The sequence below is a fragment of the Micromonospora sp. RHAY321 genome (genome assembly GCF_023896955.1).
Taxonomy (GTDB): domain Bacteria; phylum Actinomycetota; class Actinomycetes; order Mycobacteriales; family Micromonosporaceae; genus Micromonospora.
This window is the reverse complement of sequence record NZ_JAMHIW010000003.1, coordinates 486,209-510,948: the sequence shown is the minus strand read 5'-3', so window position 1 is coordinate 510,948 and position 24,740 is coordinate 486,209. Positions and strand designations below refer to the sequence as shown.

21 protein-coding genes are annotated in these 24,740 nt (G+C 70.8%); 19 read left to right on the top strand and 2 right to left on the bottom strand.

From position 1 onward, the window contains the following. The first annotated feature begins 35 nt into the window (after positions 1-35). From M8C17_RS10455 to M8C17_RS10380, 16 genes are all read left to right on the top strand, one after another. Positions 36-1,313 (top strand): geranylgeranyl reductase family protein, encoded by a 1,278-nt coding sequence (locus M8C17_RS10455; protein WP_252416200.1) that lies wholly within the window; start codon positions 36-38, stop codon positions 1,311-1,313. Positions 1,314-1,448: 135 nt separating this feature from the next. Next, positions 1,449-1,814, top strand: coding sequence for an NADH-quinone oxidoreductase subunit A (locus M8C17_RS10450; RefSeq protein WP_121655464.1), 366 nt, complete (start codon positions 1,449-1,451; stop codon positions 1,812-1,814). 14 nt (positions 1,815-1,828) lie between these two features. Then, positions 1,829-2,506 (top strand): NADH-quinone oxidoreductase subunit B family protein, encoded by a 678-nt coding sequence (locus M8C17_RS10445; RefSeq protein WP_252416199.1) that lies wholly within the window; start codon positions 1,829-1,831, stop codon positions 2,504-2,506. Between the two features lie 55 nt (positions 2,507-2,561). Continuing rightward, the gene (locus M8C17_RS10440; protein WP_252416198.1) at positions 2,562-3,299 is read left to right on the top strand and encodes an NADH-quinone oxidoreductase subunit C; all 738 of its coding nucleotides are present in this window, start codon (positions 2,562-2,564) and stop codon (positions 3,297-3,299) included. Continuing rightward, positions 3,296-4,621: an NADH-quinone oxidoreductase subunit D gene (locus tag M8C17_RS10435; RefSeq protein ID WP_252416197.1), complete on the top strand. Its 1,326-nt coding sequence runs from the start codon at positions 3,296-3,298 to the stop codon at positions 4,619-4,621. Before M8C17_RS10440 ends, M8C17_RS10435 begins: the two co-directional genes overlap by 4 nt. Beyond that, on the top strand, positions 4,618-5,772 hold the full coding sequence (gene nuoE, locus M8C17_RS10430; RefSeq protein WP_252416196.1) for an NADH-quinone oxidoreductase subunit NuoE: 1,155 nt from the start codon (positions 4,618-4,620) through the stop codon (positions 5,770-5,772). Before M8C17_RS10435 ends, nuoE begins: the two co-directional genes overlap by 4 nt. Further along, positions 5,769-7,085 carry an NADH-quinone oxidoreductase subunit NuoF gene (nuoF, locus tag M8C17_RS10425; RefSeq protein ID WP_252416195.1) on the top strand — a complete coding sequence of 439 codons (1,317 nt, stop codon included), beginning with the start codon at positions 5,769-5,771 and terminating at the stop codon, positions 7,083-7,085. Before nuoE ends, nuoF begins: the two co-directional genes overlap by 4 nt. After that, on the top strand, positions 7,085-9,592 hold the full coding sequence (locus M8C17_RS10420) for an NADH-quinone oxidoreductase subunit G (RefSeq protein ID WP_252416194.1): 2,508 nt from the start codon (positions 7,085-7,087) through the stop codon (positions 9,590-9,592). Before nuoF ends, M8C17_RS10420 begins: the two co-directional genes overlap by 1 nt. Then, positions 9,589-10,941, top strand: coding sequence for an NADH-quinone oxidoreductase subunit NuoH (gene nuoH, locus M8C17_RS10415; protein ID WP_252416193.1), 1,353 nt, complete (start codon positions 9,589-9,591; stop codon positions 10,939-10,941). Before M8C17_RS10420 ends, nuoH begins: the two co-directional genes overlap by 4 nt. Position 10,942: 1 nt before the next feature. Further along, positions 10,943-11,584 (top strand): NADH-quinone oxidoreductase subunit NuoI, encoded by a 642-nt coding sequence (gene nuoI / locus M8C17_RS10410; protein WP_252416192.1) that lies wholly within the window; start codon positions 10,943-10,945, stop codon positions 11,582-11,584. Continuing rightward, positions 11,581-12,351, top strand: a complete 771-nt coding sequence (locus M8C17_RS10405; RefSeq protein ID WP_252416191.1) for an NADH-quinone oxidoreductase subunit J — start codon at positions 11,581-11,583, stop codon at positions 12,349-12,351. The genes nuoI and M8C17_RS10405 overlap by 4 nt, the downstream gene beginning before the upstream one ends. Further along, on the top strand, positions 12,348-12,647 hold the full coding sequence (nuoK, locus tag M8C17_RS10400; RefSeq protein WP_007454601.1) for an NADH-quinone oxidoreductase subunit NuoK: 300 nt from the start codon (positions 12,348-12,350) through the stop codon (positions 12,645-12,647). The genes M8C17_RS10405 and nuoK overlap by 4 nt, the downstream gene beginning before the upstream one ends. 11 nt (positions 12,648-12,658) lie before the next feature. Then, entirely contained in the window at positions 12,659-14,584 is a 1,926-nt protein-coding gene (gene nuoL, locus M8C17_RS10395; RefSeq protein ID WP_252416190.1) for an NADH-quinone oxidoreductase subunit L, read from the top strand. A gap of 64 nt (positions 14,585-14,648) precedes the next feature. Next, on the top strand, positions 14,649-16,181 hold the full coding sequence (locus tag M8C17_RS10390) for an NADH-quinone oxidoreductase subunit M (protein ID WP_252416189.1): 1,533 nt from the start codon (positions 14,649-14,651) through the stop codon (positions 16,179-16,181). Positions 16,182-16,233: 52 nt separating this feature from the next. Continuing rightward, positions 16,234-17,787: an NADH-quinone oxidoreductase subunit NuoN gene (nuoN, locus tag M8C17_RS10385; RefSeq protein ID WP_252416188.1), complete on the top strand. Its 1,554-nt coding sequence runs from the start codon at positions 16,234-16,236 to the stop codon at positions 17,785-17,787. A 41-nt stretch (positions 17,788-17,828) separates the two neighbouring features. After that, positions 17,829-18,914, top strand: a complete 1,086-nt coding sequence (locus M8C17_RS10380; protein WP_252416187.1) for a polyprenyl synthetase family protein — start codon at positions 17,829-17,831, stop codon at positions 18,912-18,914. On the opposite strand, the gene M8C17_RS10375 is transcribed toward M8C17_RS10380, so the two are convergent. After that, positions 18,890-20,107 (bottom strand): MFS transporter, encoded by a 1,218-nt coding sequence (locus M8C17_RS10375; RefSeq protein ID WP_252416186.1) that lies wholly within the window; start codon positions 20,105-20,107, stop codon positions 18,890-18,892. The genes M8C17_RS10380 and M8C17_RS10375 overlap by 25 nt on opposite strands. Before the next feature lie 154 nt (positions 20,108-20,261). On the opposite strand from M8C17_RS10375, the gene M8C17_RS10370 reads away from it, so the two are divergent. Further along, positions 20,262-21,044, top strand: a complete 783-nt coding sequence (locus M8C17_RS10370; protein WP_252416185.1) for an IclR family transcriptional regulator — start codon at positions 20,262-20,264, stop codon at positions 21,042-21,044. Between the two features lie 79 nt (positions 21,045-21,123). Here the strand turns inward: M8C17_RS10370 and M8C17_RS10365 are convergent, their stop codons facing one another. Continuing rightward, positions 21,124-23,259: a PhoX family phosphatase gene (locus tag M8C17_RS10365; RefSeq protein ID WP_252416184.1), complete on the bottom strand. Its 2,136-nt coding sequence runs from the start codon at positions 23,257-23,259 to the stop codon at positions 21,124-21,126. A gap of 242 nt (positions 23,260-23,501) precedes the next feature. On the opposite strand from M8C17_RS10365, the gene M8C17_RS10360 reads away from it, so the two are divergent. Together M8C17_RS10360 and M8C17_RS10355 are read left to right on the top strand one after the other, a co-directional pair. After that, positions 23,502-24,017: a sigma-70 family RNA polymerase sigma factor gene (locus tag M8C17_RS10360; RefSeq protein ID WP_266249813.1), complete on the top strand. Its 516-nt coding sequence runs from the start codon at positions 23,502-23,504 to the stop codon at positions 24,015-24,017. Next, on the top strand, positions 24,014-24,733 hold the full coding sequence (locus M8C17_RS10355; RefSeq protein WP_252416183.1) for an anti-sigma factor: 720 nt from the start codon (positions 24,014-24,016) through the stop codon (positions 24,731-24,733). Before M8C17_RS10360 ends, M8C17_RS10355 begins: the two co-directional genes overlap by 4 nt. Positions 24,734-24,740: the final 7 nt, after the last annotated feature.

Sequence of the window (24,740 nt, the reverse complement as noted above, 5' to 3'; positions counted from 1 at the left end):
TGAAGCATTTCACGAGCGTGCGGGAGGAGGCGCGAATGACCGCGGTGGAGCACGATGCCGACGTCATCGTCGTAGGCGCCGGTCCCGGTGGATCGGCAACGGCGTACCACCTGGCCCGGCACGGCGTTCGGGTGCTGCTGTTGGAGAAGACCGAGTTCCCCCGGGAGAAGGTCTGCGGCGACGGGTTGACCCCGCGCGCGGTGCGCCAGCTCATCCGGATGGGCGTGGACACCTCGCCCGAGGCCGGCTGGCTGCACAACCGCGGCCTGCGGGTGATCGGCGGCGGCGTGCGCCTGGAGCTGGACTGGCCGGACCTGGCCAGCTTCCCCAACTACGGTCTGGTGCGCACCCGACTGGACTTCGACGACCTGCTCGCCCAGCGGGCGGTGGCCGCCGGCGCCAAGTTGCAGACCAGCGTCAACGTGCTGGGCCCGGTGCTCGACGGCGACGGCCGGGTGACCGGCGTCGAGGCCGAGGTGGGCCCGGACAAGACCCCGGCCACCTTCCACGCCCCGCTGGTCGTGGCGGCCGACGGGGTCTCCGGCCGGTTCCCGCTCGCTCTCGGCCTGGCCAAGCGGGAGGACCGGCCGATCGGCGTCGCCGTCCGCCGCTACTACCGCTCGCCCGCCAAGCACGACGACAACTACCTGGAGTCGTGGCTGGAGCTGCGCAGCAAGGACAGCGGCGACAACCTGCTGCCCGGGTACGGCTGGATCTTCGGGCTCGGTGACGGGCGGGTCAACGTCGGTCTCGGCGTGCTCAACTCGTCCTCCGCGTTCGGCAAGACCAACTACCGCCGGCTGCTGACCGACTGGCTGGCGAACACGCCCGCCGACTGGGGCATGACCGACGAGACCAACGCCGACGGCCCGATCCTCGGCGCCGCGCTGCCGATGGGCTTCAACCGCGTGCCGCACTACACCCGCGGCGTCCTGCTGGTCGGTGACTCCGGCGGCATGGTCAACCCCTTCAACGGCGAGGGCATCGCGTACGCCATGGAGTCCGGCGAACTGGCCGCGGAGGTCGCGGTGCAGGCCCTCGCGCGGCCGGCCGGCCCGGAGCGGGAGCGGGCGCTGATGGCGTACCCGAACGAGCTGAAGGCACGGCTCGGCGGCTACTACCGGCTGGGCGGCATCTTCGTGAAGCTGATCGGCCGTCCCGAGATCATGCGGATCGCCACCAAACACGGCATGCCGCACCCGACGCTGATGCGTTTCGTGCTCAAACTGTTGGCCAACCTGACCGACCCCCGTGGTGGGGACGCGATGGACCGGGTCATCAACGCGATGACGAAAGCAGCGCCAGCCGTATAAGTAGGACGGCATCGGGGCTGGTCACAGCCCCGATGCTGACAAAGATCGACCCCCGCCGGCAGCCACCGCGAGGGACGTGAATAGTGTGATTTTCGTCAAGCACCGAGGGCAGGGAAGGACGAGCAGGAGAATACGATGTCGCTCTCGCCTTACGCACCGATCATCGGGCTGTTCGCCCTCGCCGCGGCGTTCTCGCTGTTCTCCGTTGGCGCCGCCCGCTTCGCCGGTCCCCATCGCTACAACAAGGCCAAACTCGAGGCTTACGAGTGCGGCATCGAGCCGAGCCCCCAGCCGGTCGGCGGTGGGCGGTTCCCGATCAAGTTCTACCTGACGGCGATGCTCTTCATCGTCTTCGACATCGAGATCATCTTCCTCTACCCCTGGGCGGTCTCGTTCGACGCCCTGCCGATCTTCGGCTTCGTGGAGATGGTCCTGTTCATCGTCGCGGTCTTCGTCGCGTACGCCTACGTGTGGCGGCGCGGCGGCCTGGACTGGGACTGAGGAAGGAACGTCAGATGGGCATCGAGGAGAAGCTTCCCGCCGGCGTCCTGCTCACCTCGGTGGAGAAGCTGGTCAACTGGTCCCGGAAGTCGTCCGTGTGGGGCGCCACCTTCGGCCTGGCCTGCTGCGCCATCGAGATGATGGCCGCCGGTGGCCCGCACTACGACATGGGTCGCTGGGGCATGGAGGTCTTCCGGGCCTCGCCCCGGCAGGCCGACCTGATGATCGTGGCCGGCCGGGTGAGTCAGAAGATGGCACCGGTGCTGCGGCAGATCTACGACCAGATGGCCGAGCCCCGCTGGGTGCTCTCCATGGGCGTCTGCGCCAGCAGCGGCGGCATGTTCAACAACTACGCGATCGTGCAGGGCGTCGACCACGTGGTGCCGGTCGACATGTACCTGCCCGGCTGCCCGCCCCGGCCCGAGATGCTCATCGACGCGATCCTCAAGCTCCGCGAGAAGATCATGTACGAGCCGCTGGGCCCGAACGGCCGCAAGATGCTGGCCGCCCGTCAGGAGCGCGGCGACATCCCCGTCGTGCCCTACGGCTCGATGCCGTCCTCGTACCGCAACGACAAGGCCCGGCGTGCCGAGTGGACCCAGGCGGTCCGCGAGGGGCGCGAGGAGCAGCTGCGGATCGAGAACTGGATGAACGCGCAGAACCACCTCCACGCGCAGAGGGGCCCCAAGTGAGCGTGCGGAGTGCAGCGGAGCGGGGCCCCGCAGTCGGGAACGGAAGGTGGGCACGGTGACCGCACCGAACGACAGGAACAACGACGGCGGTGTGCCGGTACCGGTCACCCCGGCCGGCGCCAGCAGCACCGCCCCCGCCGAGTACCCGCCGGCCAGTCCGGCCGGCCGGGGGATGTTCGGCAACCAGGGCTCCGGCGACGTGTCCGGCTACGGCGGGCTGGTCCGCCAGCGCCAGCCGATCGAGGAGGCCGCCCGGCCGTACGGCGGCTACTTCGACGAGGTCCGCGACGCGTTGGAGGAGGCCTACCCGGCCTTCGGTGACGCGATCGAGAAGGTCGTGGTCGACCGGGGCGAGCTGACCCTGCACGTACGACCCGAGCGGATCGCCGAGGTCTGCCAGGTGATGCGGGACGACCTCGCGCTGCGCTTCGAGCTGTGCTCGTCGGTGTCCGGCGTGGACTACCTCGGTGCCGACGAGCGGCGCCTGCACGTGGTCTACCTGCTCACCTCGATGACCTACCGGCGCCGGGTCCGGCTGGAGGCCGCGGTCTCCGTCGAGAACCCGCACCTGCCCAGCGTGACCGCGGTCTACCCGACCGCGGACTGGCAGGAGCGCGAGGCGTACGACATGTTCGGCATCGTCTTCGACGGCCACCCCAACCTGACCCGGATCCTCATGCCGGACGACTGGGAGGGCCACCCGCAGCGCAAGGACTACCCGCTCGGTGGTGTGCCCGTCGAGTACAAGGGCGCCGAGATCCCGCCGCCGGACCGGAGGAGGTCCTACCAGTGACCACGTCTAACTACGCGACCGAGCGCGAGACCACCGAGGGCAGGGTCTTCACCGTCACCGGTGGGGACTGGGACACGATCGTCTCGGGCACCGACCCGATCCACGACGAGCGGATCGTGGTCAACATGGGTCCGCAGCACCCGTCCACGCACGGCGTGCTGCGGCTGGTCCTGGAGCTGGAGGGCGAGACGGTCCGCGAGGCCCGCTCGGTCATCGGCTACCTGCACACCGGCATCGAGAAGAACCTCGAATACCGCAACTGGGTGCAGGGCTCGACCTTCGTGACCCGGATGGACTACCTCGCTCCGCTGTTCAACGAGACGGCGTACGCGCTGGCGGTCGAGAAGCTGCTCGGCATCACCGACGACATCACCGAGCGGGCCACCACCATCCGCGTGCTGATGATGGAGCTCAACCGGATCTCCTCGCACCTGGTCTGGCTGGCGACCACCGGCATGGAGCTGGGCGCGATCTCGATCATGTTGTACGGCTTCCGCGAGCGGGAGTACATCCTCGACATCTTCGAGACCATCACCGGCCTGCGGATGAACCACGCGTACATCCGGCCGGGCGGTGTGGCGCAGGACGTGCCGGACGAGGCGATCGTCAAGATCCGCGATTTCCTGAAGATGATGCCGAAGAAGCTCAAGGAGTACGAGGACCTCCTCTCCGGCCAGCCGATCTGGACCGAGCGCACCAAGAACGTCGCGGTGCTCGACGTCACCGGCTGTGTGGCGCTCGGCATCACCGGTCCGGTGCTCCGCTCCGCCGGCCTCGCGTGGGACCTGCGCAAGACCATGCCGTACTGCGGCTACGAGACGTACGAGTTCGACGTGCCGACCCACCCCGACGGTGACGTGTGGGGCCGCTACCAGGTCCGGCTCGCCGAGATCCGGGAGTCGATGAAGCTGGTCGAGCAGGCGCTGGACCGGCTCCGTCCGGGTCCGGTGATGGTTGCCGACCGCAAGATCGCGTGGCCGGCGCAGCTGGCCATCGGCGTCGACGGCATGGGCAACTCGCTGGAGCACGTCGCGAAGATCATGGGTCAGTCGATGGAGTCGCTGATCCACCACTTCAAGCTGGTCACCGAGGGCTTCCGGGTCCCGCCCGGCCAGGTGTACGTCGGCATCGAGTCGCCCCGTGGCGAGTTGGGCGTGCACGCGGTCTCCGACGGTGGCACCCGGCCGTACCGGGTGCACTACCGGGAGCCGAGCTTCGTCAACCTCCAGGCCCTCCCGGCGATGGCCGAGGGCGGCCTGATCGCCGACGTGATCGCCGGCGGCGCCTCGTTGGACCCCGTGATGGGTGGTTGTGACCGATGACGACGACGTTCACTGACGAGACCCGGGAGCGGGCACGCGAGATCATCGCGCGCTACCCGGCGGACCGGTCCCGCTCGGCGCTGCTGCCGCTGCTGCACCTGGTCCAGGCGGAGGAGGGGTACGTCTCCCCGGCCGGTGTCGCGTTCTGCGCCGAGGTGCTCGGCCTGAACAAGGCCCAGGTCGGCGCGGTGGCCACCTTCTACACCATGTACAAGCGCAAGCCGACCGGCGACTTCCTGGTCAGCGTCTGCACCAACACCATGTGCAACGTGCTGGGCGGCCAGGAGGTCTACGACACCCTCGCCGAGCACCTCGGCGTCGGGCACGACGAGACCACCGCCGACGGGAAGATCACCCTGGAGCACGCCGAGTGCCTGGCGGCCTGCGACTACGGCCCGGTGATGACCGTCAACTACGACTTCTTCGACGGCGTGGACGCGTCCACCGCCGTCGGGGTGGTTGACGAGCTGCGCGCCGGCGGCCGGCCGATGCCGACCCGGGGCGCCCGGCTCTGCACGCTGAAGGAGATGGCGGTGCAGCTCGCCGGTTTCGCCGACGAGCGTGAGGGCGCGGTCGCCGACGGCGGGCCGGGCGAGCCCACCCTGCGCGGGCTGCGGCTGGCACAGCAGCACGGGGTCTCGGTGCCGGGCTTCGACCCGAACACTCCGATCCGCAGCAAGGCCGAGGCGGACAAGGCGGCCGCGAAGGCGAAGGCGGCCGAGGCTGCCGCGAAGCCGGTCGAGGCGCCCGCCGCGCAGGTCGGCCCGGTGAAGGGTGGCGACGGCGCGTCCGCTCCGACGGGTACGCCCCGCGTCGGCGAGCCCGCCGCCGCGACGGGCAGCACCGCGCCGGACGTGAAGGCACCGGACGACAAGTCGCCGCAGGTGCGTACCGCCGAGACCCGGCAGCCGGACGCGGCGACCCCCGCGCCGGACGCCCCTGGCACCAAGGTCCCGGCGGAGACCTCGCCGCCGGCCCCGCGCGACGCGCAGGAGGCGGAGGCCGCCGGCGTGGCGGCCAACGAGCCGGCCGGCGACGGCAAGCCCGCCGGTGACACCACCGGCGCGCAGGAGCGCAACCTCAACGAAGCGTCGGCGAGCGCCGGTGGCGCGAACTCCGCCGGCGCGAGCGAAACGGGGGCACAGAAGTGACCACTCCCCGCCCGGAGACGCTGGCCAAGCTGACGCCGGTGCTGACCAAGCGCTGGCTGTCGCCGGACGCCTGGCGCATCGGCACCTACGAGCAGTTGGACGGCTACGCCGCGCTGCGCAAGGCCCTCAAGGCCCACCCTGACGACCTGATCCAGCTCATCAAGGACTCCGGGCTGCGCGGCCGGGGTGGCGCCGGCTTCCCCACCGGTCTCAAGTGGGGCTTCATCCCGCAGGGTGACGGCAAGCCGCACTACCTGGTGGTCAACGCCGACGAGGGCGAGCCGGGCACCTGCAAGGACCTGCCGCTGATGACCCACGACCCGCACGCGCTGGTCGAGGGCGTGATCATCGCGTCGTACGCGATCCGGGCCAGCCGCGCCTACATCTACATCCGGGGCGAGGCGGTGCACGCCGCGCGCCGGCTGCGCAACGCGGTCCAGGAGGCGTACGACAAGGGCTACCTCGGCCGGAACATCCTGCGCAGCGGCTACGACCTGGAGCTGGTGGTGCACTCCGGCGCCGGGGCGTACATCTGCGGCGAGGAGACGGCGCTGCTGGACTCGCTGGAGGGGTTCCGGGGTCAGCCCCGGCTGCGCCCGCCGTTCCCGGCCACCCACGGCCTGTACGCCAGCCCGACGGTGGTGAACAACGTCGGCACCATCGCCAGCGTGCCGCCGATCGTGCTCGGTGGGGCCGACTGGTGGAAGTCCATGGGCACGGAGAAGTCGTCCGGGCCGATGATCTACTCGCTGTCCGGCCGGATCGTCAACCCCGGCCAGTACGAGTGCTCCATGGGCGTCACCCTGCGCGAGCTGCTGGAGCTGGCCGGTGGGATGCAGCCCGGCCACAACCTGCGGTTCTGGACCCCGGGCGGCTCGTCGACCCCGCTGCTCGCCGCCGAGCACCTGGACGTGCCCCTGGACTTCGAGGGGGTGGCGGCGGCCGGCTCGATCCTGGGCACCACGGCCACGCAGATCTTCTCCGACCAGGACTGCCCGGTCTACGCGACGTACCGGTGGCTGGAGTTCTACCACCACGAGTCGTGCGGCAAGTGCACCCCGTGCCGCGAGGGCAACTACTGGATGGTCCGGGTCTACCGGCGGATCCTCGCCGGCCAGGGCACCCACGAGGACCTGGACACCCTGCTGGACACCTGCGACAACATCCTCGGCCGCTCGTTCTGCGGTCTCGGTGACGGCGCGACCAGCTCGGTGACCTCGTCGCTGAAGTACTTCAAGCAGGACTACCTCGACTACATCGAGGGACGTACCGCACCCAAGCTGTCGGAGAAGACCCTGGTAGGGGCGCACTGATGACCGACGTAGCCAAGCAGACCGAGACCGTCACCCTCACCATCGACGGCGTCGAGGTCACCGCCCCCAAGGGGACGCTGCTGATCCGGGTCGCCGAGCAGATGGGCACCGAGATCCCCCGGTTCTGCGACCACCCGCTGCTGGCCCCGGCCGGCGCGTGCCGGCAGTGCCTGGTCGAGGTGGAGGGGCAGCGCAAGCCGGTCGCCTCCTGCACCCAGACCGTCGCCGACGGCATGGTCGTCCGCACCCAGATCACCTCCCCGGTCGCCAAGAAGGCGCAGGAGGGGGTGATGGAGCTGCTGCTGCTCAACCACCCGCTGGACTGCCCGATGTGTGACAAGGGCGGCGAGTGCCCGCTGCAGAACCAGGCGATGTCCACCGGCCGCACCGACTCGCGCTTCCACGAGCACAAGCGGGAGTACGAGAAGCCGATGGCGATCAGCAGCCAGGTGCTGCTGGACCGCGAGCGTTGCGTGCTCTGCCAGCGCTGCACCCGGTTCTCCGAGGAGATCGCCGGCGACAAGTTCATCGACCTGATGGGCCGGTCGTCCGCCGAAGAGATCAACATCTACCGGGACGACGCGTACGGCGAGCAGGGCGACGCGGGCGACGTGCCGTTCAACTCCTACTTCTCCGGTAACACCGTGCAGATCTGCCCGGTGGGTGCGCTGACCGGCGCCCAGTACCGGTTCCGGGCCCGCCCGTTCGACCTGGTCTCCAGCCCCAGCGTCTGCGAGCACTGCTCGGCCGGCTGCGGGCAGCGCACCGACTGGCGGCGCGGCAAGGTGCTGCGCCGGCTGGCCGGCGACGAGCCGGCCGTGAACGAGGAGTGGAACTGCGACAAGGGCCGGTGGGCCTTCCAGTACACCCGGGCCACCGACCGCCTCACCAACCCGCTGGTCCGCGACGAGCGCACCGGTGAGCTTCGGGAGGCATCCTGGAGCGAGGCGCTCACCGTCGCCGCCGAGGGGCTGCGCGCGGCCCGGGACGGTGGGCAGGGCACGGCGGTGCTCACCGGTGGTCGGCTGACCGTCGAGGACGCCTACGCGTACGCGAAGTTCGCCCGGGTGGCGCTGAACACCAACGACATCGACTTCCGGGCCCGGCCGGTCTCCCGCGAGGAGGCCGACTTCCTGGCCAGCTCGGTCGCCGGGGTCACCGACGTCACCTACACCGACGTGGAGAACGCGCCGGCGGTGGTGCTGGTGGGCCTGGAGCCGGAGGAGGAGTGCCCCATCCTCTTCCTGCGGCTGCGCAAGGCGTACCTGAAGAAGACGCTGACGGTGTACGCGCTGGCGCCGTTCGCCACCCGCGGGCTGGAGAAGCTGGGCGCCAAGCTGGCCCGGGTCGTGCCGGGCGAGGAGGCCAGCGTGCTGGCCGAGCACGCCACGGTCTCCGAGGCACTGAGCGCACCGGGTGCGATCCTGATCGTCGGCGAGCGGCTGGCCAGTGTGCCGGGCGGGCTCTCCGCCGCGGCGGACGTGGCCCGGCGTACCGGCGCGAAGCTGGCCTGGGTGCCGCGGCGCGCGGGTGACCGCGGCGCGGTCGACGCGGGCTGCCTGCCCAACCTGCTTCCCGGTGGTCGGCTGGTCAACGAGCCGGCCGCCCGGGCCGAGCTGGGCGAGGCGTGGGACATCCCGGCCGGGGTGATCCCGAGCCAGCCTGGTCGGGACACCGACCAGATCCTGTCGGCCGCGGCCAACGGGCAGCTCGGCGCGCTGGTGGTGGGCGGTGTGGACCCGGCCGACCTGGCCGACCCGCGGCTGGCCGAGGCCGCCCTGGACGCGGTGCCGTTCCTGGTCAGCCTGGAGCTGCGCGGTAGCGCGGTCACCCGGCGGGCCAACGTGGTGCTGCCGATCGCCCCGGTGGTCGAGAAGGCCGGCAGCTTCCTGGACTGGGAGGGCCGGCTGCGCCCGTTCGAGGCGGTTCTGCAGACCGCCGCGATGACCGACGGCCGGGTGCTCGACGCGCTGGCCGCGCTGCTCGACGTGCGGCTCGGCACCGCGGACGTGCCGAGCGTGCGCCGCGAGCTGGGCGCGCTGCCGGCGACGCGCACCCAGCGGCCGGCGCCGCCGTCGGTGGCGCCGGGCACCGTGCCGCACCCGCGCGCCGGGGAGGCCGTGCTGGCCACCTGGCACCAGCTGGTCGACCTGGGCACCCTGACCGACGGCGACGAGAACCTCGCCGGCACCGCCCGCCCGCCGGTGGTCCGGCTGGGCAAGGGCACCGCGGAGGCGCTGGGCGTCGCCGACGGTGACGCGGTCACGGTGGGCACCGACCGAGGGGCGCTCACCCTGCCGGCGGAGATCACCGAGATGCCGGACGGCGTGGTCTGGCTGCCGACCAACTCACCGGGCTCGACCGTGCGACGCAGCCTCGGGGCGACGTCCGGCGCGGTCGTCCGGATCTCCATCCCCGCACCGGGCGCGGCCGTTCCGGCCGGGCGCGTGGCGGCGGACGAGGCCGGTCTCCCGGGTCCGCTCCTCAACGCTGGGGGTAACCAGTGAGCCCGTCCTACCTGGCCCAGGACCCGACGCTGGCCGATTTCGGCCGGGATCCGTGGTGGCTGGTCCTCATCAAGATTGTCTTCGCGTTCGCCTTCGGTCTGCTGGCCACCCTGCTCGGTGTCTGGTTCGAGCGGCGCGTGGTGGGCTACATGCAGGTGCGGCCCGGCCCCAACCAGGTCGGTCCGTTCGGCCTGCTGCAGACGCTCGCCGACGGTCTGAAGATGGCCTTCAAGGAGGACATCCTGCCGAAGGCGGCCGACAAGGTCGTCTACTTCTTCGCGCCGACCATCTCGGTGATCTGCGCGGTCACCGCGCTGTCGGTGGTGCCGTTCGGCCCGATGGTGAGCATCTTCGGCCACCACACGCCGTTGCAGGTGACCGACGTGCCGGTGGCGGTGCTGGTGCTGCTGGCCTGCTCCTCGATGGGCGTCTACGGCATCGTGCTGGGCGGGTGGGCCTCCGGCTCGACGTACCCGCTGCTCGGCGGCCTGCGGTCGAGCGCCCAGATGATCTCCTACGAGGTCGCCATGGGGCTCTCGATCGTGGCGGTGTTCATGACCGCCGGCACGATGAGCACCAGCGGGATCGTCGCCCAGCAGGGGCACGGCACCGAGCTGACCATCTTCGGCAACTCGATCCCGGCGCCGGGCTGGTACGCGATCCTGCTGCTGCCCAGCTTCATCATCTTCTTCATCTCCACCGTGGGCGAGACCAACCGGGCACCGTTCGACCTGCCCGAGGCCGAGTCCGAGCTGGTCGCCGGCTTCATGACCGAGTACAGCTCGCTGAAGTTCGCGCTCTTCATGCTCAGCGAGTACGTCGCGATGGTGACCATGTCCGCGGTCACCACCACGCTGTTCCTCGGCGGTTGGCGGGCACCGTGGCCGATCACGATCTGGGAGGGCGCCAACTCCGGTTGGTGGCCGATGCTCTGGTTCTTCGGCAAGGTGATCGCGCTGGTCTTCGTCTTCGTGTGGCTGCGCGGCACGCTGCCCCGGCTGCGCTACGACCAGTTCATGCGCTTCGGCTGGAAGGTGCTGCTGCCGATCAACCTGGTCTGGATCCTGGTCCTGTCGGGCCTGCGCTCCATCGAGGACTGGGACTCGCGCGGCAAGCTGATCGCGGTCGGCATCCCGGCCGGCATCCTGCTGGTCGCCACGCTGTTCTGGCCCAACCGCCGGCCGCAGCCGAAGCCGACCACCCAGGAACAGGTGGACAACCGCCCCTACGGCAGCTTCCCGCTGCCACCGATGGATCTACAGGTACCACCGAGCCCGCGCATCACGCGCGTGGTCGCCGAGCGGGAGCCGGCCAACATCGCCACCGGCTCGGATTCCAGGGAGGTGTGACGTGGGCGCGATCACCGGAACGTTCAAGGGATTCGGGGTCACCTTCTCGCACATGTTCAGGAAGGTCGTCACCACCGACTACCCGTTCAAGCCGCCGGTGTCGGCGCCGCGCTACCACGGGCGGCACATCCTCAACCGGCACCCGGACGGCCTGGAGAAGTGCATCGGCTGTGAGCTGTGCGCCTGGGCCTGCCCGGCGGACGCGATCTACGTCGAGGGTGGCGACAACACCGACGAGCAGCGCTTCTCGCCGGGTGAGCGGTACGCCAGCATCTACCAGATCAACTACGCCCGCTGCATCTTCTGCGGGCTCTGCATCGAGGCCTGTCCGACGCGTTCGCTCACCATGAGCAACGAGTACGAACTGGCCCGGGACAACCGGCAGGACCTGATCTTCACCAAGGAGCAGCTGCTCGCGCCGCTCCTGGAGGGCATGGAGCAGCCGCCGCACCCGATGCGACTGGGCGACAGCGAGAAGGACTACTACGTCGGCGCGCTGGACAACCCGGGCACCTCCGCCGGTGCCGAGACGTCCCCGATGGGCCCCGGCCGCTACCACGTCGAGGAGCACCCCGGTGTGACGTTCCCGGGCGCCGAGCAGGCCGCCCAGCGCGCGGCGGCCGGCAAGGGAGAGGAAGCATGACCACGTCTACGGTGCTGGCCGCGGCGGGCGACGTGTCCGGCGGCGAGGAGATCACCTTCTGGATCCTCGCGCCGCTCGCGCTGATCGGCGCGATCGGGATGGTGGCCGCCCGTAACGCCGTGCACTCGGCGCTCTGGCTGGTGCTCACCATGCTCTGCCTGGGCGTGTTCTACGTGCTCCAGGCCGGGCCGTTCATCGGCATGGTGCAGATCATCGTCTACACCGGCGCGATCATGATGCTGTTCCTGTTCGTGCTGATGCTGGTCGGTCGGGACGCGTCCGATTCCCTGATCGAGACGCTGCGCGGCCAGCGGGTCGCCGCGATCGTGCTCGGGCTGGGCTTCGCCGGCCTGGTCGGCGGCGCGCTCTACCGGGCGATGGACGGAACGACCGCCGTCGGCCTGGAGCAGGCCAACGCGGAGGGCAACGTGCAGGGCATCGCACGGCTGCTCTTCACCAAGTACGTCTTCGCGTTCGAACTGACCTCGGCCCTGCTGATCACCGCGGCGGTCGGAGCCATGGTGCTCGCGCACATCGAGCGGCGTAAGCAGGACAAGGTCGACCAGCCGTCGACCATGCGCGCGCGCTTCGCGCCGGGCAACTACCCCGGCCCCAAGCCCGGCCCCGGTGTCTTCGCGACCTCCTCCTCGGTGGCCACCCCGGCGCGCCTGCCGGACGGACGGCTCACCGAGCGGAGCACGCCGGACATCCTGCCGGTGCGGGAGCTGACCGCCCAGGAGACCTCGCTGAAGGGGACGGACCAGTGACGCCCAACCACTACCTGGTGCTGGCCGCGGTGCTGTTCACCATCGGCGCGTCCGGGGTGCTCATCCGGCGCAACGCGATCGTGCTGTTCATGTGCGTGGAGCTGATGCTCAACGCGGCCAACCTGACCCTGGTCACCTTCAGCCGGATCAACGGCGACCTCAACGGTCAGATCATGGCGTTCTTCGTGATGGTGGTGGCGGCGGCCGAGGTCGTGGTCGGGCTCGCGATCATCATGTCGATCTTCCGGACTCGACGCTCGGCGAGTGTCGACGACGCCAACCTGCTCAAGTACTAAGGGGCAAGCAAGTGGAAGAGACTGTGCACTACGCAGAGGCCACGGGCTTGCTCGGCAGCGTCTGGCTGCTGGTGGCGATCCCGTTGGTCAGCGCGGCCGTCCTGCTGCTGCTCGGCCGGCGTGCCGACCGCTGGGGGCACTGGTTGGGCGTCGCCGCCATCGGTGCCGCGTTCGTGCTGGGCCTGTCCTCCTTCTTCCAGCTTCGCGGCCTGGAGAACAAGTCGGTCGAGCTGAGCCTCTGGGACTTCATCGCAGTCGGTGACCTGCGGGTCGACTTCGGCCTGCTGTTCGACCCGCTGGCCGCGGTCTTCGTACTCCTGATCACCGGGGTGGGCTTCCTGATCCACCTGTACGCGGTGGAGTACATGGCGCACGACGCGGGCCGCCGCCGGTTCTTCGCGTACTTCAACCTGTTCGTCGCGGCCATGCTGCTGCTGGTGCTCGGCAACAACTACGTGATGCTGTACTTCGGCTGGGAGGGCGTCGGCCTGGCGTCGTACCTGCTGATCTCCTTCTGGTACGGGCGGCCCAGCGCGGCCACCGCCGGCAAGAAGGCGTTCCTGATGAACCGGGTCGGCGACGCCGGCCTGGCCATCGGCATCTTCATCATGTTCGCCACGCTGGGCACCACCCAGTACGACGAGGTGTTCAACGGTGTCGGCGCGCTGACCGGCGCCACCGTGCTGGTGCTGGGCCTGCTGCTGCTGCTCGGCGCGGCAGGCAAGTCCGGCCAGTTCCCGCTCCAGGCATGGCTGCCGGACGCGATGGAGGGCCCGACCCCGGTGTCGGCGCTCATCCACGCCGCCACCATGGTCACGGCGGGCGTCTACCTGATCGCCCGCTCCAACCCGATCTTCTCCGCGAACTCGACGCTCCAGCTCGTGGTGGTCAGCGTCGGCGCGCTCACCCTGCTGATGGGCTGCATCATCGGCGCGGCCAAGGACGACATCAAGCGGGTGCTCGCCTGGTCGACGGTGAGCCAGATCGGCTACATGTTCCTCGGCGTCGGCCTGGGCGGTGGGGCGTACGCGCTGGCCATCGTGCACCTGCTGGCGCACGGCTTCTTCAAGGCCAACATGTTCCTGGGCGCCGGCTCGGTCATGCACGGGATGAAGGACCAGGTGGACATCCGCCGCTTCGGCGGGCTGTCGAAGCACATGAAGATCACCTGGTTGACCTTCATGATGGGCTGGCTGGCCATCATCGGCATGTTCCCGTTCTCCGGCTTCTTCTCGAAGGAGCCGATCATCGTGGCGGCCTTCGAGCGGGAGGACTGGACCGCCTGGCTCTTCGGCGGTGCGGCGCTGCTCGGCGCCGGGCTGACCGCGTTCTACATGACGCGGCTGTTCGTGCTCACCTTCCACGGCCCGAAGCGGTGGACCGAGGACATCGAGCACCCGCACGAGTCGCCGGCGTTGATGACGATCCCGCTGGTCCTGCTGGCGGTCGGCTCGGTCGGTGCCGGTTTCCTGCTCTCCACCTCGGTGCCGGACTGGCTGACGGCGACCGCCGGGCTGGGCGGCGAGCACGCCGAGCACGAGGCGGTCCTCTCGCACGCCGTGATCACCGTGCTCTCGCTGCTGGTCACCGTTCTCGGCGCCGGGCTGGCCTGGTTCCTGTTCCGCGCCGGTACGGCCACCGCGCCGCAACCGGCCGGGGTGCTGGTCACCGCCGCACGGCGCAACCTCTACACCGACGCGGTGAACGAGGCGGTCTTCGAGAAGCCGGGCATCTTCCTCACCCGGGCGTTGGTCTACCTCGACAACCGGGGCGTCGACGGGCTGGTCAACGGGCTCGCCGCCGCGGTCGGCGGTGGCTCGGGCCGGCTCCGGCGGCTGCAGACCGGCTTCGTCCGCTCGTACGCCACCTCGATCCTGGCCGGTGCGCTGCTGGTGATGGCGGCGTTCCTGGCCGTGCAGGCGGGGTGGTTGGCGTGATCGACCTCTTTCCGGCCGCCCCCGCCGGCGGACCACGCAGTGACGACGGAGGTAAGGCCGCATAATGTCCAACTTCCCGTTCCTCTCGGTGCTCACCGTGGCGCCACTGGTGGGCGCCCTGGTGGTGGCCTTCCTGCCGCGCCACCGGCCGGAGCTGGCCAAGCAGGTGGCGTTCGTCTGGTCGCTGCTGGTGCTGGTGCTCTCGGTGGTGATGTGGGTCAGCTTCAAGGCAGGCGGTGACAGGTTCCAGTTCCGCGAGTCGTACTCGTGGATCCCGAACTGGGGCGTCAACTTCACCTTCGCCGCCGACGGCATCGCGCTGGTGATGTTGATGCTGATCGCGGTGCTGGTGCCGCTGGTGATCCTGGCGTCCTGGCACGACGCGGAGTCGTCGAAGCGGTCGGTGCCCGTCTACTTCGCGTTGCTGCTGGTCCTCGAGTGCACGATGATCGGCGTCTTCGCCGCCGCCGACGTCTTCCTGTTCTACGTGTTCTTCGAGGTCATGCTGGTGCCGATGTACTTCCTGATCGGCAGCTACGGCGGCCACCAGCGGCAGTACGCGGCGGTGAAGTTCTTCCTCTACTCGCTCGTCGGCGGCCTGTTCATGCTGGCCGCGGTGATCGGGCTCTGGGTGGTCGGCGGCAAGACCTTCGACTGGCAGGCCCTGTCGCAGGTCGACATCAGCACCGGCACGGAGCGCTGGCTGTTCCTCGGCTTCTTCCTCGCGTTCGCCATCAAGGCGCCGTTCTTCCCGTTCCACACCTGGCTGCCGGACGCCGGTGGCGCCGCCCCCGCGGGCGCGGCGGCGCTGCTGGTCGGCGTGCTGGACAAGGTCGGTACGTTCGGCATCCTGCGCTACTGCCTGCCGCTGTTCCCCGAGGCGTCGAAGTGGTTCGCGCCGTGGGCGCTGGCGCTCGGCGTGATCGGCATCGTGTACGCCGCGCTGCTGGCGGTCGGCCAGAACGACCTCAAGCGGCTGGTTTCGTACACCTCGATCGCGCACTTCGGCTTCATCGGGGTGGGCATCTTCGCCTTCACCACCCAGGCCGGCACCGGCGCGGTGCTCTACATGCTCAACCACGGGTTGGCCACCGGCCTGCTCTTCCTGGTGGTGGGCATGCTGATCGCCCGGCGTGGCTCGGCGTTGATCAGTGACTTCGGTGGTGCCGGCAAGTTGGTCCCGGTGCTCGCCGGGGTGCTCTTCTTCGCCGGTCTCGCCTCGCTCGCGCTGCCCGGCACCGCGCCGTTCATCTCCGAGTTCCTGGTGCTGATCGGCACGTTCACGGTGAACAAGCCGGTCGCGGTCATCGCCACGCTCGGCATCATCCTGGCCGCCGCGTACGTGCTGTGGATGGTGCAGCGCACCACCCAGGGCACGCTCAATCCGGCCCTGACCGAGGTCGACGGGATGCGCCGGGACCTGAACCTGCGCGAGAAGGTCGTGGTCGCCCCGCTGATCGCGCTGATCGTGCTGCTCGGCTTCTACCCGAAGCCGGTCACTGACGTGATCAACCCGGCCGTCCAGGCGACCATGGACGACATCGGCAGGACCGACCCCGCCCCGTCGGTGGGCACCGTCCAGGAGGCGCGCCGGTGAACGCGAGGAGTGAGCTTGCGAGCCCCGCAGTCGTGAACGAAAGGTCGGCCCAGTGACCGAGTTGAAACTGCCGTCGCTCGACTACGCGGCACTCGCCCCAATCCTGATCATGCTGGGCGCCGCGTTGGTCGGCGTGCTGGTCGAGGCCTTCGTGCCCCGGCGCTCGCGGCACGTCGTGCAGCTGACGCTGGCCCTGCTGGCCGTCCTCGCCGCGCTGACCATGGTGGTCCTCAACGCCGACGACCGGCTCATCACCGCCGGCCAGGCCATCTCGGTGGACGGGCCGACGCTCTTCCTCCAGGGCGCGATCCTGGTGCTGGCCGCGATGGCGCTGCTGCTGATCGGCGACCGCTCGGTGGAGCGGGGCGGCGCGTTCGTCGCGCAGGCCGCGGTGACCGCCGAGTCGGCCGACGACCGACGGCAGGCCGAGGGGCGCAACGGCCTCACCGAGATCTACCCGCTGACGACGTTCGCGATCGGCGGCATGCTGATCTTCGTGGCGGCGAACGACCTGCTGACCATGTTCATCGCGCTGGAAGTCTTCTCGCTGCCGCTGTACCTGCTCTGCGCGCTGGCCCGTCGCCGGCGGCTGCTGAGTCAGGAGGCGGCGATGAAGTACTTCCTGCTCGGCGCGTACGCCTCGGCGTTCTTCCTCTTCGGGGTGGCCCTGATCTACGGGTTCACGTCCGGGATCCCGGGCCGTGGGGCCGGGGTCGACTTCTCCACGATCAACGCGGCGGTGACCGAGTCGCCGACCAGCCCGGTGCTGCTCTTCGCCGGCATGGCGCTGCTCGCCATCGGCCTGCTCTTCAAGGCCGCGGCGGCTCCGTTCCACGTCTGGACGCCGGACGTCTACCAGGGCGCACCGACCCCGGTGACCGGCTTCATGGCCGCCTGCACCAAGGTCGCCGCGTTCGGCGCGCTGCTGCGTGTCTTTCACGTGGCGTTCGCCGGTGCCGCCTGGGACTTCACCCCGGTGCTCGGCGCCGTGGCGGTGCTGACCATGCTGGTCGGCGCGGTGCTCGCGGTGACCCAGACCGACATCAAGCGGCTGCTCGCGTACTCCTCGATCGCCAACGCCGGCTACCTGCTGGTCGGTGTGCTGTCGCCGAGCCGTGACGGGCTCTCCGGGACGATGTTCTACCTGGTCGCGTACGGATTCTCGGTGCTCGCCGCGTTCGCGGTCGTCACCCTGGTCCGCGACGCCGACGGGGAGGCCACCCACCTGTCCCGCTGGGCCGGGCTGGGCCGGCGCTCGCCGTTCTACGCCGGCCTGTTCACGTTCATCCTGCTGGCCTTCGCCGGCATCCCGCTCACCAGCGGCTTCACCAGCAAGTTCGCGATCTTCGGGCCGGCGCTGGACGGCGGCCAGGCGTGGCTGGTGATCGCCGGTGTGCTGACCAGCATGGTGCTGGCCTTCCCGTATCTGCGGGTCGTGGTGATGATGTGGCTGTCCGAGCCGGGCGAGTCCACCCCGACGGTCACCGTGCCCGGTGGGCTAACCTCCGCCGCGCTGATGATCGGCGTCCTGGCCACCCTGGTGCTGGGTGTCGCCCCGGCGCCGCTGCTCGATCTGGCTACCGGAGCCGCCGACTTCGTGCGGTGACCACAGCTTCGGCGACCCGGAGCAGGTAGAACGGGTGTGGCATGGTTGATGGCGTGGTGATTCCGGCTGGCGAGCGTTCAGGTGCCACCGGCCCCGGCGGTCGCCGGGGTCGGGCGAGCACGAGTCAGTTCGGCGCGCTCGGCCTCCATCTCGCCGATCCCCGCGTCGAGGCGTCCGTGCTGGGTCTGCTCGACACGGTCGAGGTCGACCTGCGGGCCAGTGTGGCCAGCGCCGATCCGTTCGTCACCGAGGCCGCCCGGCACCTCGTCGAGGCCGGTGGGAAGCGGTTCCGGCCGCTGCTGGTGGCGCTGGGCGCCCAGTTCGGTGACCCGGCCGCCCCGAACGTGGTCCCGGCGGCCGTGGTGATGGAGCTCACCCACCTGGCCACCCTCTACCACGACGACGTGATGGACGAGGCCGCCGTGCGGCGGGGCGCGCCGAGCGCCAACTCCCGCTGGACCAACTCGGTCGCCATCCTGGTCGGCGACTACCTCTTCGCCCGGGCCGCGGACATCGCGGCCGACCTGGGTCCGGAGGCCGTCCGCCTGCAGGCGCGCACCTTCGCCCGGCTGGTGCACGGTCAGATCGCGGAGACCGTCGGGCCCCGCGCCGGTGACGACCCGGTCGCGCACTACCTGCACGTGATCGCCGAGAAGACCGGCTCCCTGATCGCCACGTCGGCCCGGTTCGGCGGCATGTTCGGTGGCGCCTCCGCTGAGCACGTCGAGGCGCTGGCCGGGTACGGCGAGACCATCGGCGTCGCGTTCCAGCTCTCCGACGACCTGCTGGACATCGCCTCCGAGTCGGTGCAGTCCGGCAAGACGCCCGGCACGGACCTGCGTGAGGGCGTTCCGACGCTGCCGGTGCTCTACGCCCGCGCCGCGGACGACTCGGACGCGGCGTCGGTGCGGCTGCGCGAGATCCTGGCCACCGGCCCGCTGACCGACGACGCGCTGCACGCCGAGGCGCTGGGGCTGCTCCGGGAGAGCCCGGCGCTCAAGCGGGCCCGGGAGACGGTGCGCAGCTACGCCGAGGACGCCCGCGCGCGGCTGGCCCCGCTGCCGACCGGCCCGTCCCGCCGCGCCCTCGAGTCGCTCTGCGACTACATCGCCGACCGCACCAGCTGATCCCCGCCCCGACCCGTCCCGGCGGCGGTGCGGGTCAACAGGCGGCTGCCGACGAGCATGAGGGCGGCGGCGAGCAGCATGGACACCGCCGCCGTGCTCCACATCGTCGGGTAGCCCAGGTGGGCGGCGAGCGGGCCCAGGGTCAGCGGTCCGAGGCAGCCGCCCGCGTACACCCCGGTCTGGGTGATCGAGGTGGCGGCGGCCGGGGCCTGCGGGTGGAGCCGGACCACCGCGAAGTTCATCAGGCCGGGCCAGGCCCAGCCGAGGCCGAAGCCGAGCACCACGCCCGCCACCAGTGGCACCGCGCCGGTCAGGGCGAGCAGACCCAGCCCGGCCGCGCCGACCACCAGCATCGCGGCGATCAGCGCCACGTGGCCGCTGGACCGCCGGTCGGCCAGCCAGCCGGCGCCGACCCGGGCCAGCACGCAGACCGCGCTGCCCAGGGTCAGGGTGAGGCCGGCGAGGCCCGGTGAGAGGCCACGGGCGGCCGCCGAGTCCACCAGGAAGGTGCCGAGGGCGTTGGCCGCGCCCGAGGCCAACGTCGCCGCCGCGCCGACCACCACCAGCGCCGCCGTGGCCCGGCCCGCGCGCCCGGTGCCGGTCCGCCGGGCGCGGCCGGCCTGCTGACGGGGTACGGATGGCAGTGTCGTCAGCGCCGCGCCGGCGGCCACCACGAACGCCCAGCGCCAACCGGCGGTGAGCGCGATGGTTGGCACCGCCGCGCCGGCCAGCAGGGTCGAGACCGGAATGGCCGCCTGCTTGACGCCGAACGACAGCCCCTGGCGGCGGGCGGGGACGTGCTGGGCCAGCGCGGCGTTGCTGGCCAGTTGGCCGAGGGCGTTCGCGCCGGCGCTCAGCGCCAGCAGCCCCACCAGCACCGGGTACGACCGGGCGAGCACTGCCACGGCCAGCATCGACCCGGCGGACAGCAGGATGCCGCAGCGGGCCACCACGGCGGGCCCGTACCGCTCGACGAGGCGGCCGGAGGGCACCGAGGCCAGCGCGCTGACCCCGAAGTAGACGGCGACGGCCAGGCCCAGGCCGGCCGGGGAGAAGCCGAGGTCCTCGCCCATCTGCACGGCGAGGCCACCGAGCAGGAAGACGGGCAGCACGCAGGCGATGGTCGTGGCGACGGCACCGGCGCTGACCCGAACCGGGCGGGTCGGGGCGGGGGTGGAGGCGGTGTTGGTCATCGTCCGGCAAACCTACGCGAGACCCGCTCAGGCCACTCCGCGTGACCGGCGAGGCACAAGGCGTGGATGGTGATCTGGCATCCTCGACCCGAACAGGCATATCGCACCCGGCCTGTATTTCATATGGTGTAAGTCCCCGGCGGCGGAGGTGGTTGTGCGCGACCCCTTGGCAGAACCTTCGGACCTGATCCGCAGCGTGTCCCGAGCGCTGCGGGTCCTGGAGTCGGTCGGTCGCGCCCCGAAGGGCCTGACCGTCAAACAGATCGCCCGGCGGTGCGAGCTGACCGTGGCCACCACGTACCACCTGGTGCGCACACTCGCCTACGAGGGCTACGTGATCCGTCGGGAGGACGGCACGTACATCGTGGGGTTGGAGGTGGCCGACCGCTACCGCGAGCTGGTCACCGCCTTCCGTGGCCCGCCGGCGGTTGGTGAGACCCTGCGCAGGGCCGCCGTCGACACGGGCTACAGCCACTACCTGGGTCGCTTCGTCGGCGGCCAGGTGGCCCTCACAGCGGTCGCGGAGGGGCACCGGTCGCCCTACCTGGAGGACCTGGTCCCCGGCTTCGACGAGGGGGCGCACGCCACCGCGCTCGGCAAGTCGCTGCTCGCCACCCTGACCGCCGAACAACGCTTCCGCTACCTGCGGGAGTACGGCATGCGCCCGTTCACCACGGCCACGCTGACCAGCACCGAGGCGTTCGAGGCCGACCTGGCCGCCGGCGACCGGCGCGGCATGCAGTTGGAGATGGGGCAGTTCCGCCAGGGGGTCGCCTGCGCGGCGGTGCTCGTCTCGCCGGACAAGGACATGGAACGGCGGGTCGTGCTGGCCTGCGCGCTGCCGGCCAGCGAGATGATGACCTCCGCCCGGGTGGTCCGGGCCAAGCTGCTCACCGTCGCCCGCGCCGTCGCCGACGGCATCGCCGCCGACCACTGACCCGCGACGCCGAGAGGCCCTCTCCCAGGCTGGGAGAGGGCCTCTCGGGGCGGTCCAGCACCGGACCGCCGGAGTGACGTCAGCTGCCCACCGGGCCGCCGTCGAGGCGCCAGGTGACCACCACGCCCGGCTTGGCGTAGTCGCCGTCCGGCCAGTTCGAGGCCGGGTTCTCCACCGAGGCGCCGGTGATCTCACCCGGGTGCTGCACGGCGACGAAGACCGAGCGGTTGTCGCCGGTGATGAACGGGCCGCAGGTCTCGGCGCCGAGCGGAACGGTCAGGAACTGCTTGAGGTGACCCCGCTCCGGGCCCTCCACGGCGGTGGCGAAGAGGCCGTCGTTGCTGCCCAGCGCGTTGCCGTCGGTGGAGATCCACAGGTTTCCGGTGGCGTCGAAGGCGACGTTGTCCGGGCACGAGATCGGGGAGACCTTGGTCTTGTCGTACCCGGCGAAGAAGGTCGACGGGTCCGTCGGGTCGCCGCAGACGATCGGCAGCGACCAGGCGAAGCTCTCGGCGGTGTTGTCGCTGCGGTCCTCGACCAGCTCCAGGATCTGCCCGTGCTTGTTGGCGGTCCGCGGGTTGGCCTCGTCCGCCTTCGGGTTGCTGCCGACGCCCCGGTTGGTGTTGTTCGTCAGCGCCACGTACACCTTGCCGGTGAGCAGGCTCGGCTCGACGTCCTCCGGGCGGTCCATCTTGGTCGCGCCGACCTTGTCGCCGGCGACCCGGGTGAAGGTGAGCACGTCGGCGGCGGTCATCCCGTCGACGAACGAACGGTTGCCGCTGACCAGCTTGATCCAGCGGCCCCGGCCGTTGAACGCGCCGTCGGTGGGGAGCTTGCCCGAGCCGTCGATCTCGCCGGCGCTGGTCTGTTCCAGCTGCGCGACGTAGAGCGTGCCCGACTCCAGCAGCGTCAGGTTGTGCTTGCGGGCGGCCCAGGAGTTGCCCTTCAGGAACTTCTTGTCCGAGACGAACTTGTAGAGGTAGTCGAACCGCTCGTCGTCGCCCATGTACGCGACCACGTGCCCGTCCCTGGCGACGATGACGTTCGCACCCTCGTGCTTGAACCGGCCCATCGCGGTGTGCTTGCGCGGGCGGCTCTCCGGGTCGAACGGGTCGATCTCGACGATCCAGCCGAACCGGTGCGCCTCGTTCGGGTGCTTCGCCAGGTCGAAACGCTCGTCCGCCCGCTCCCACTTACGGCTGCCGCTGGGGTAGCGGGACGCGGTGCTGATGCCGTACCGGTCCATCTTCGGCTTCAGCTCCGCCGGGACGCCGTCGGCGCCGACGAAGTACTGGTTGAAGTTCTCCTCGCCGGAGAGCACCGTGCCCCACGGGGTCACCCCGCCGGCGCAGTTGTTCAGCGTGCCGACGACCGTGCGGCCCTTCGGGTCGGCGGCGGTCTTCAGCCACGCCGAGCCGGCGGCCGGGCCGGTCAGGTCGAACTTGGTGCTCAGCGCGGTGACCCGGCGGTTGTACGGCCGCCGACCGTTGTCGACCGGCGTCCACTGCCCGGTGCCGGCGACCCGCTCGATCTCCACCACCGACATGCCGTGCGCGGCCATCGCGGTGCGCAGCTGCTCCACCGAGAGCCCGTCCAGGCCGGGGAAGCCCGGGAACATCAGGTCCTCGTTGGTGTACTCGTGGTTGACCACGAGCAGCGCCCGGTTGCCCCGCTTGTCCAGCGGCAGCACGCCCACGAAGTCGTTGTTGTAGCCGAACTGCTTGGACTGCGCCGCCGCGGTCTGCCTGTGCACGTTGAACTCGGGCGCGCCCGGCACCACCGGGTCGCCCCACTTGATCACCACGGCGTGGTCGTACCCGTTCGGCACGACCAGGGTGTCCAGCTTGTTCGGCGGGATCGGCTTGAAGCTCAGCTTGCCGCTGCCGACACCGGTGGTGGGACGCCCGAAACCGAAGGCCTCCGGGACGTCCGGGAGCGCCGGGGTGGTGGGGGCCGCCATGGCGGGGGCGGCGCCAGCCAGCGCACCGGCCGCAGCGCCACCGAAACCGAGCACCAGCGCGCCGACCGCGCCGGCCCGGACCACGCCGCGCCGCGAGACCTCCGCGTTCACCACGTCCCCGAAGTACGCGTTGTCGGACGTGTTCGGAACCGGGTGGTCGCAGGCGTTTCCACAGCGGTAGAGACAGGTCATGGCGTCGCGGGTGCCGTGGCGGTTGGCACCCAACAGCGGGAGCAGCCGGGGACGGTCGCTCATGGGAGAAGCCTCCTGGGAAGGTCGGTGGCACGGCTGGATCAGGCATCGGCCGGGCGTACCTGCCGGACGCTAGGAGGACGTGGTGAGCGCTCGTCGGCCGCGATGTGAACCAGGCGTGAACAAGTCTCCGGACGCGTATCGATGCGCAACCGGTCTGACCTCGGGCTGAACCGATCGGCGTGACCGCACGTATTCACGAGCGGACGCACCGCCGGACGCGCGCCGGAAGCGAGGAGACCGCCATCAGCGACCATGACGCCCAACTGCTGCGCGCGCTGCATGACGAGCACGCGGAGGCGCTGTACGCACACGCCCTGCGGCTGGTCAACGGTGACCGGCAGCGGGCCGAGGACCTGGTGCAGGAGACGCTGCTGCGGGCCTGGCGACACCCGGAGTCGCTCGACCCGCGACGCGGCTCGGTGCGGGCGTGGCTCTTCACCACCGCCCGCAACCTGGCCATCGACGCCTGGCGACGCCGGTCGACGCGGGTGGGTGAGGTGTTCACCGACGAGCTGCCCGAACCGCCGGAGGTGGTCGACGAGGCCGAACGCGCCGTGGAGGCGTGGACGGTCGCCGAGGCACTGAACCGGCTCAGCCCCACCCACCGGGAGGTGCTGGTCGAGTGCTTCTACCAGGGGCGCTCGGTGGCAGAGGCGGCGTCCCGGCTGGGCGTGCCACCGGGCACCGTGAAGTCCCGCACCCACTACGCGCTGCGGTCACTACGGTTGGTCCTGGCTGAGATGGGAGTGACGGGATGACCCGGTGCGAGTTCGCGCACGACGACGGCGCGTACGTGCTGGGCGCTCTGGCCCCCGCCGAGCGGGCGGCGTACGAGCGGCACCTCGCCGGCTGTGCGTCCTGCCGGGACGCGGTCGCCGAGATCGCCGTCCTGCCCGGGTTGCTCGGCCGCCTCGACCCGGCGGGGTTGGAGCAGTTCCTGCCACCGCCGACCGCGCCCCGGGTGCCGGCGCTGATCGAGGAGGCCCGCAAGCGCCGGCGCCGCGAGCGTTCCGCGACCCGCCAGCGGTACGCGCTGACCACACTGGCCGCCGCCGCGCTGGCCCTGGTGGTCGGTGTCGGGACGGCCGCGGTGCTGCCCCGCCCGGCCGGCCCGCCCGGCACTCCCGAGGCGCAGGGCACCACGCCCGGGCCGAAGGTGTCGATGGTGGCGATGCGACCGGTGGCCGCCGCCGGGCCGGTGCACGCCGAGATCGGGCTGACCGGCACCGAGTGGGGCACCGAGGTGACCATGCACTGCGGGTATGACGCGCGGACGAGCTACGGCAAGGCGTACCCGTTCCGGCTGGTGGCACGCGGGCCGAACGGTGCCACCGAACAGATCGGCTCCTGGCTGGCGGCGCCCGGGGACGACCTCCGGTTCACCGGAGCGACCCGGTTCACCGACGCGGAACTCGTCAGCGTGGAGCTGCAACGCGCCGACGGCACGCCCCTCCTGACCTTCGCCGTGCCGTAGACCGGCG

Coding starts and splice junctions, on each gene's coding strand:
- M8C17_RS10455 (WP_252416200.1), top strand. CDS start 36: ATGACCGCGGTGGAGCACGATGCCGACGTCATCGTCGTAGGCGCCGGT.
- M8C17_RS10450 (WP_121655464.1), top strand. CDS start 1,449: ATGTCGCTCTCGCCTTACGCACCGATCATCGGGCTGTTCGCCCTCGCC.
- M8C17_RS10445 (WP_252416199.1), top strand. CDS start 1,829: ATGGGCATCGAGGAGAAGCTTCCCGCCGGCGTCCTGCTCACCTCGGTG.
- nuoE (WP_252416196.1), top strand. CDS start 4,618: ATGACGACGACGTTCACTGACGAGACCCGGGAGCGGGCACGCGAGATC.
- M8C17_RS10420 (WP_252416194.1), top strand. CDS start 7,085: ATGACCGACGTAGCCAAGCAGACCGAGACCGTCACCCTCACCATCGAC.
- M8C17_RS10405 (WP_252416191.1), top strand. CDS start 11,581: ATGACCACGTCTACGGTGCTGGCCGCGGCGGGCGACGTGTCCGGCGGC.
- M8C17_RS10390 (WP_252416189.1), top strand. CDS start 14,649: ATGTCCAACTTCCCGTTCCTCTCGGTGCTCACCGTGGCGCCACTGGTG.
- M8C17_RS10380 (WP_252416187.1), top strand. CDS start 17,829: ATGGTTGATGGCGTGGTGATTCCGGCTGGCGAGCGTTCAGGTGCCACC.
- M8C17_RS10375 (WP_252416186.1), bottom strand. CDS start 20,107: ATGACCAACACCGCCTCCACCCCCGCCCCGACCCGCCCGGTTCGGGTC.
- M8C17_RS10365 (WP_252416184.1), bottom strand. CDS start 23,259: ATGAGCGACCGTCCCCGGCTGCTCCCGCTGTTGGGTGCCAACCGCCAC.
- M8C17_RS10355 (WP_252416183.1), top strand. CDS start 24,014: ATGACCCGGTGCGAGTTCGCGCACGACGACGGCGCGTACGTGCTGGGC.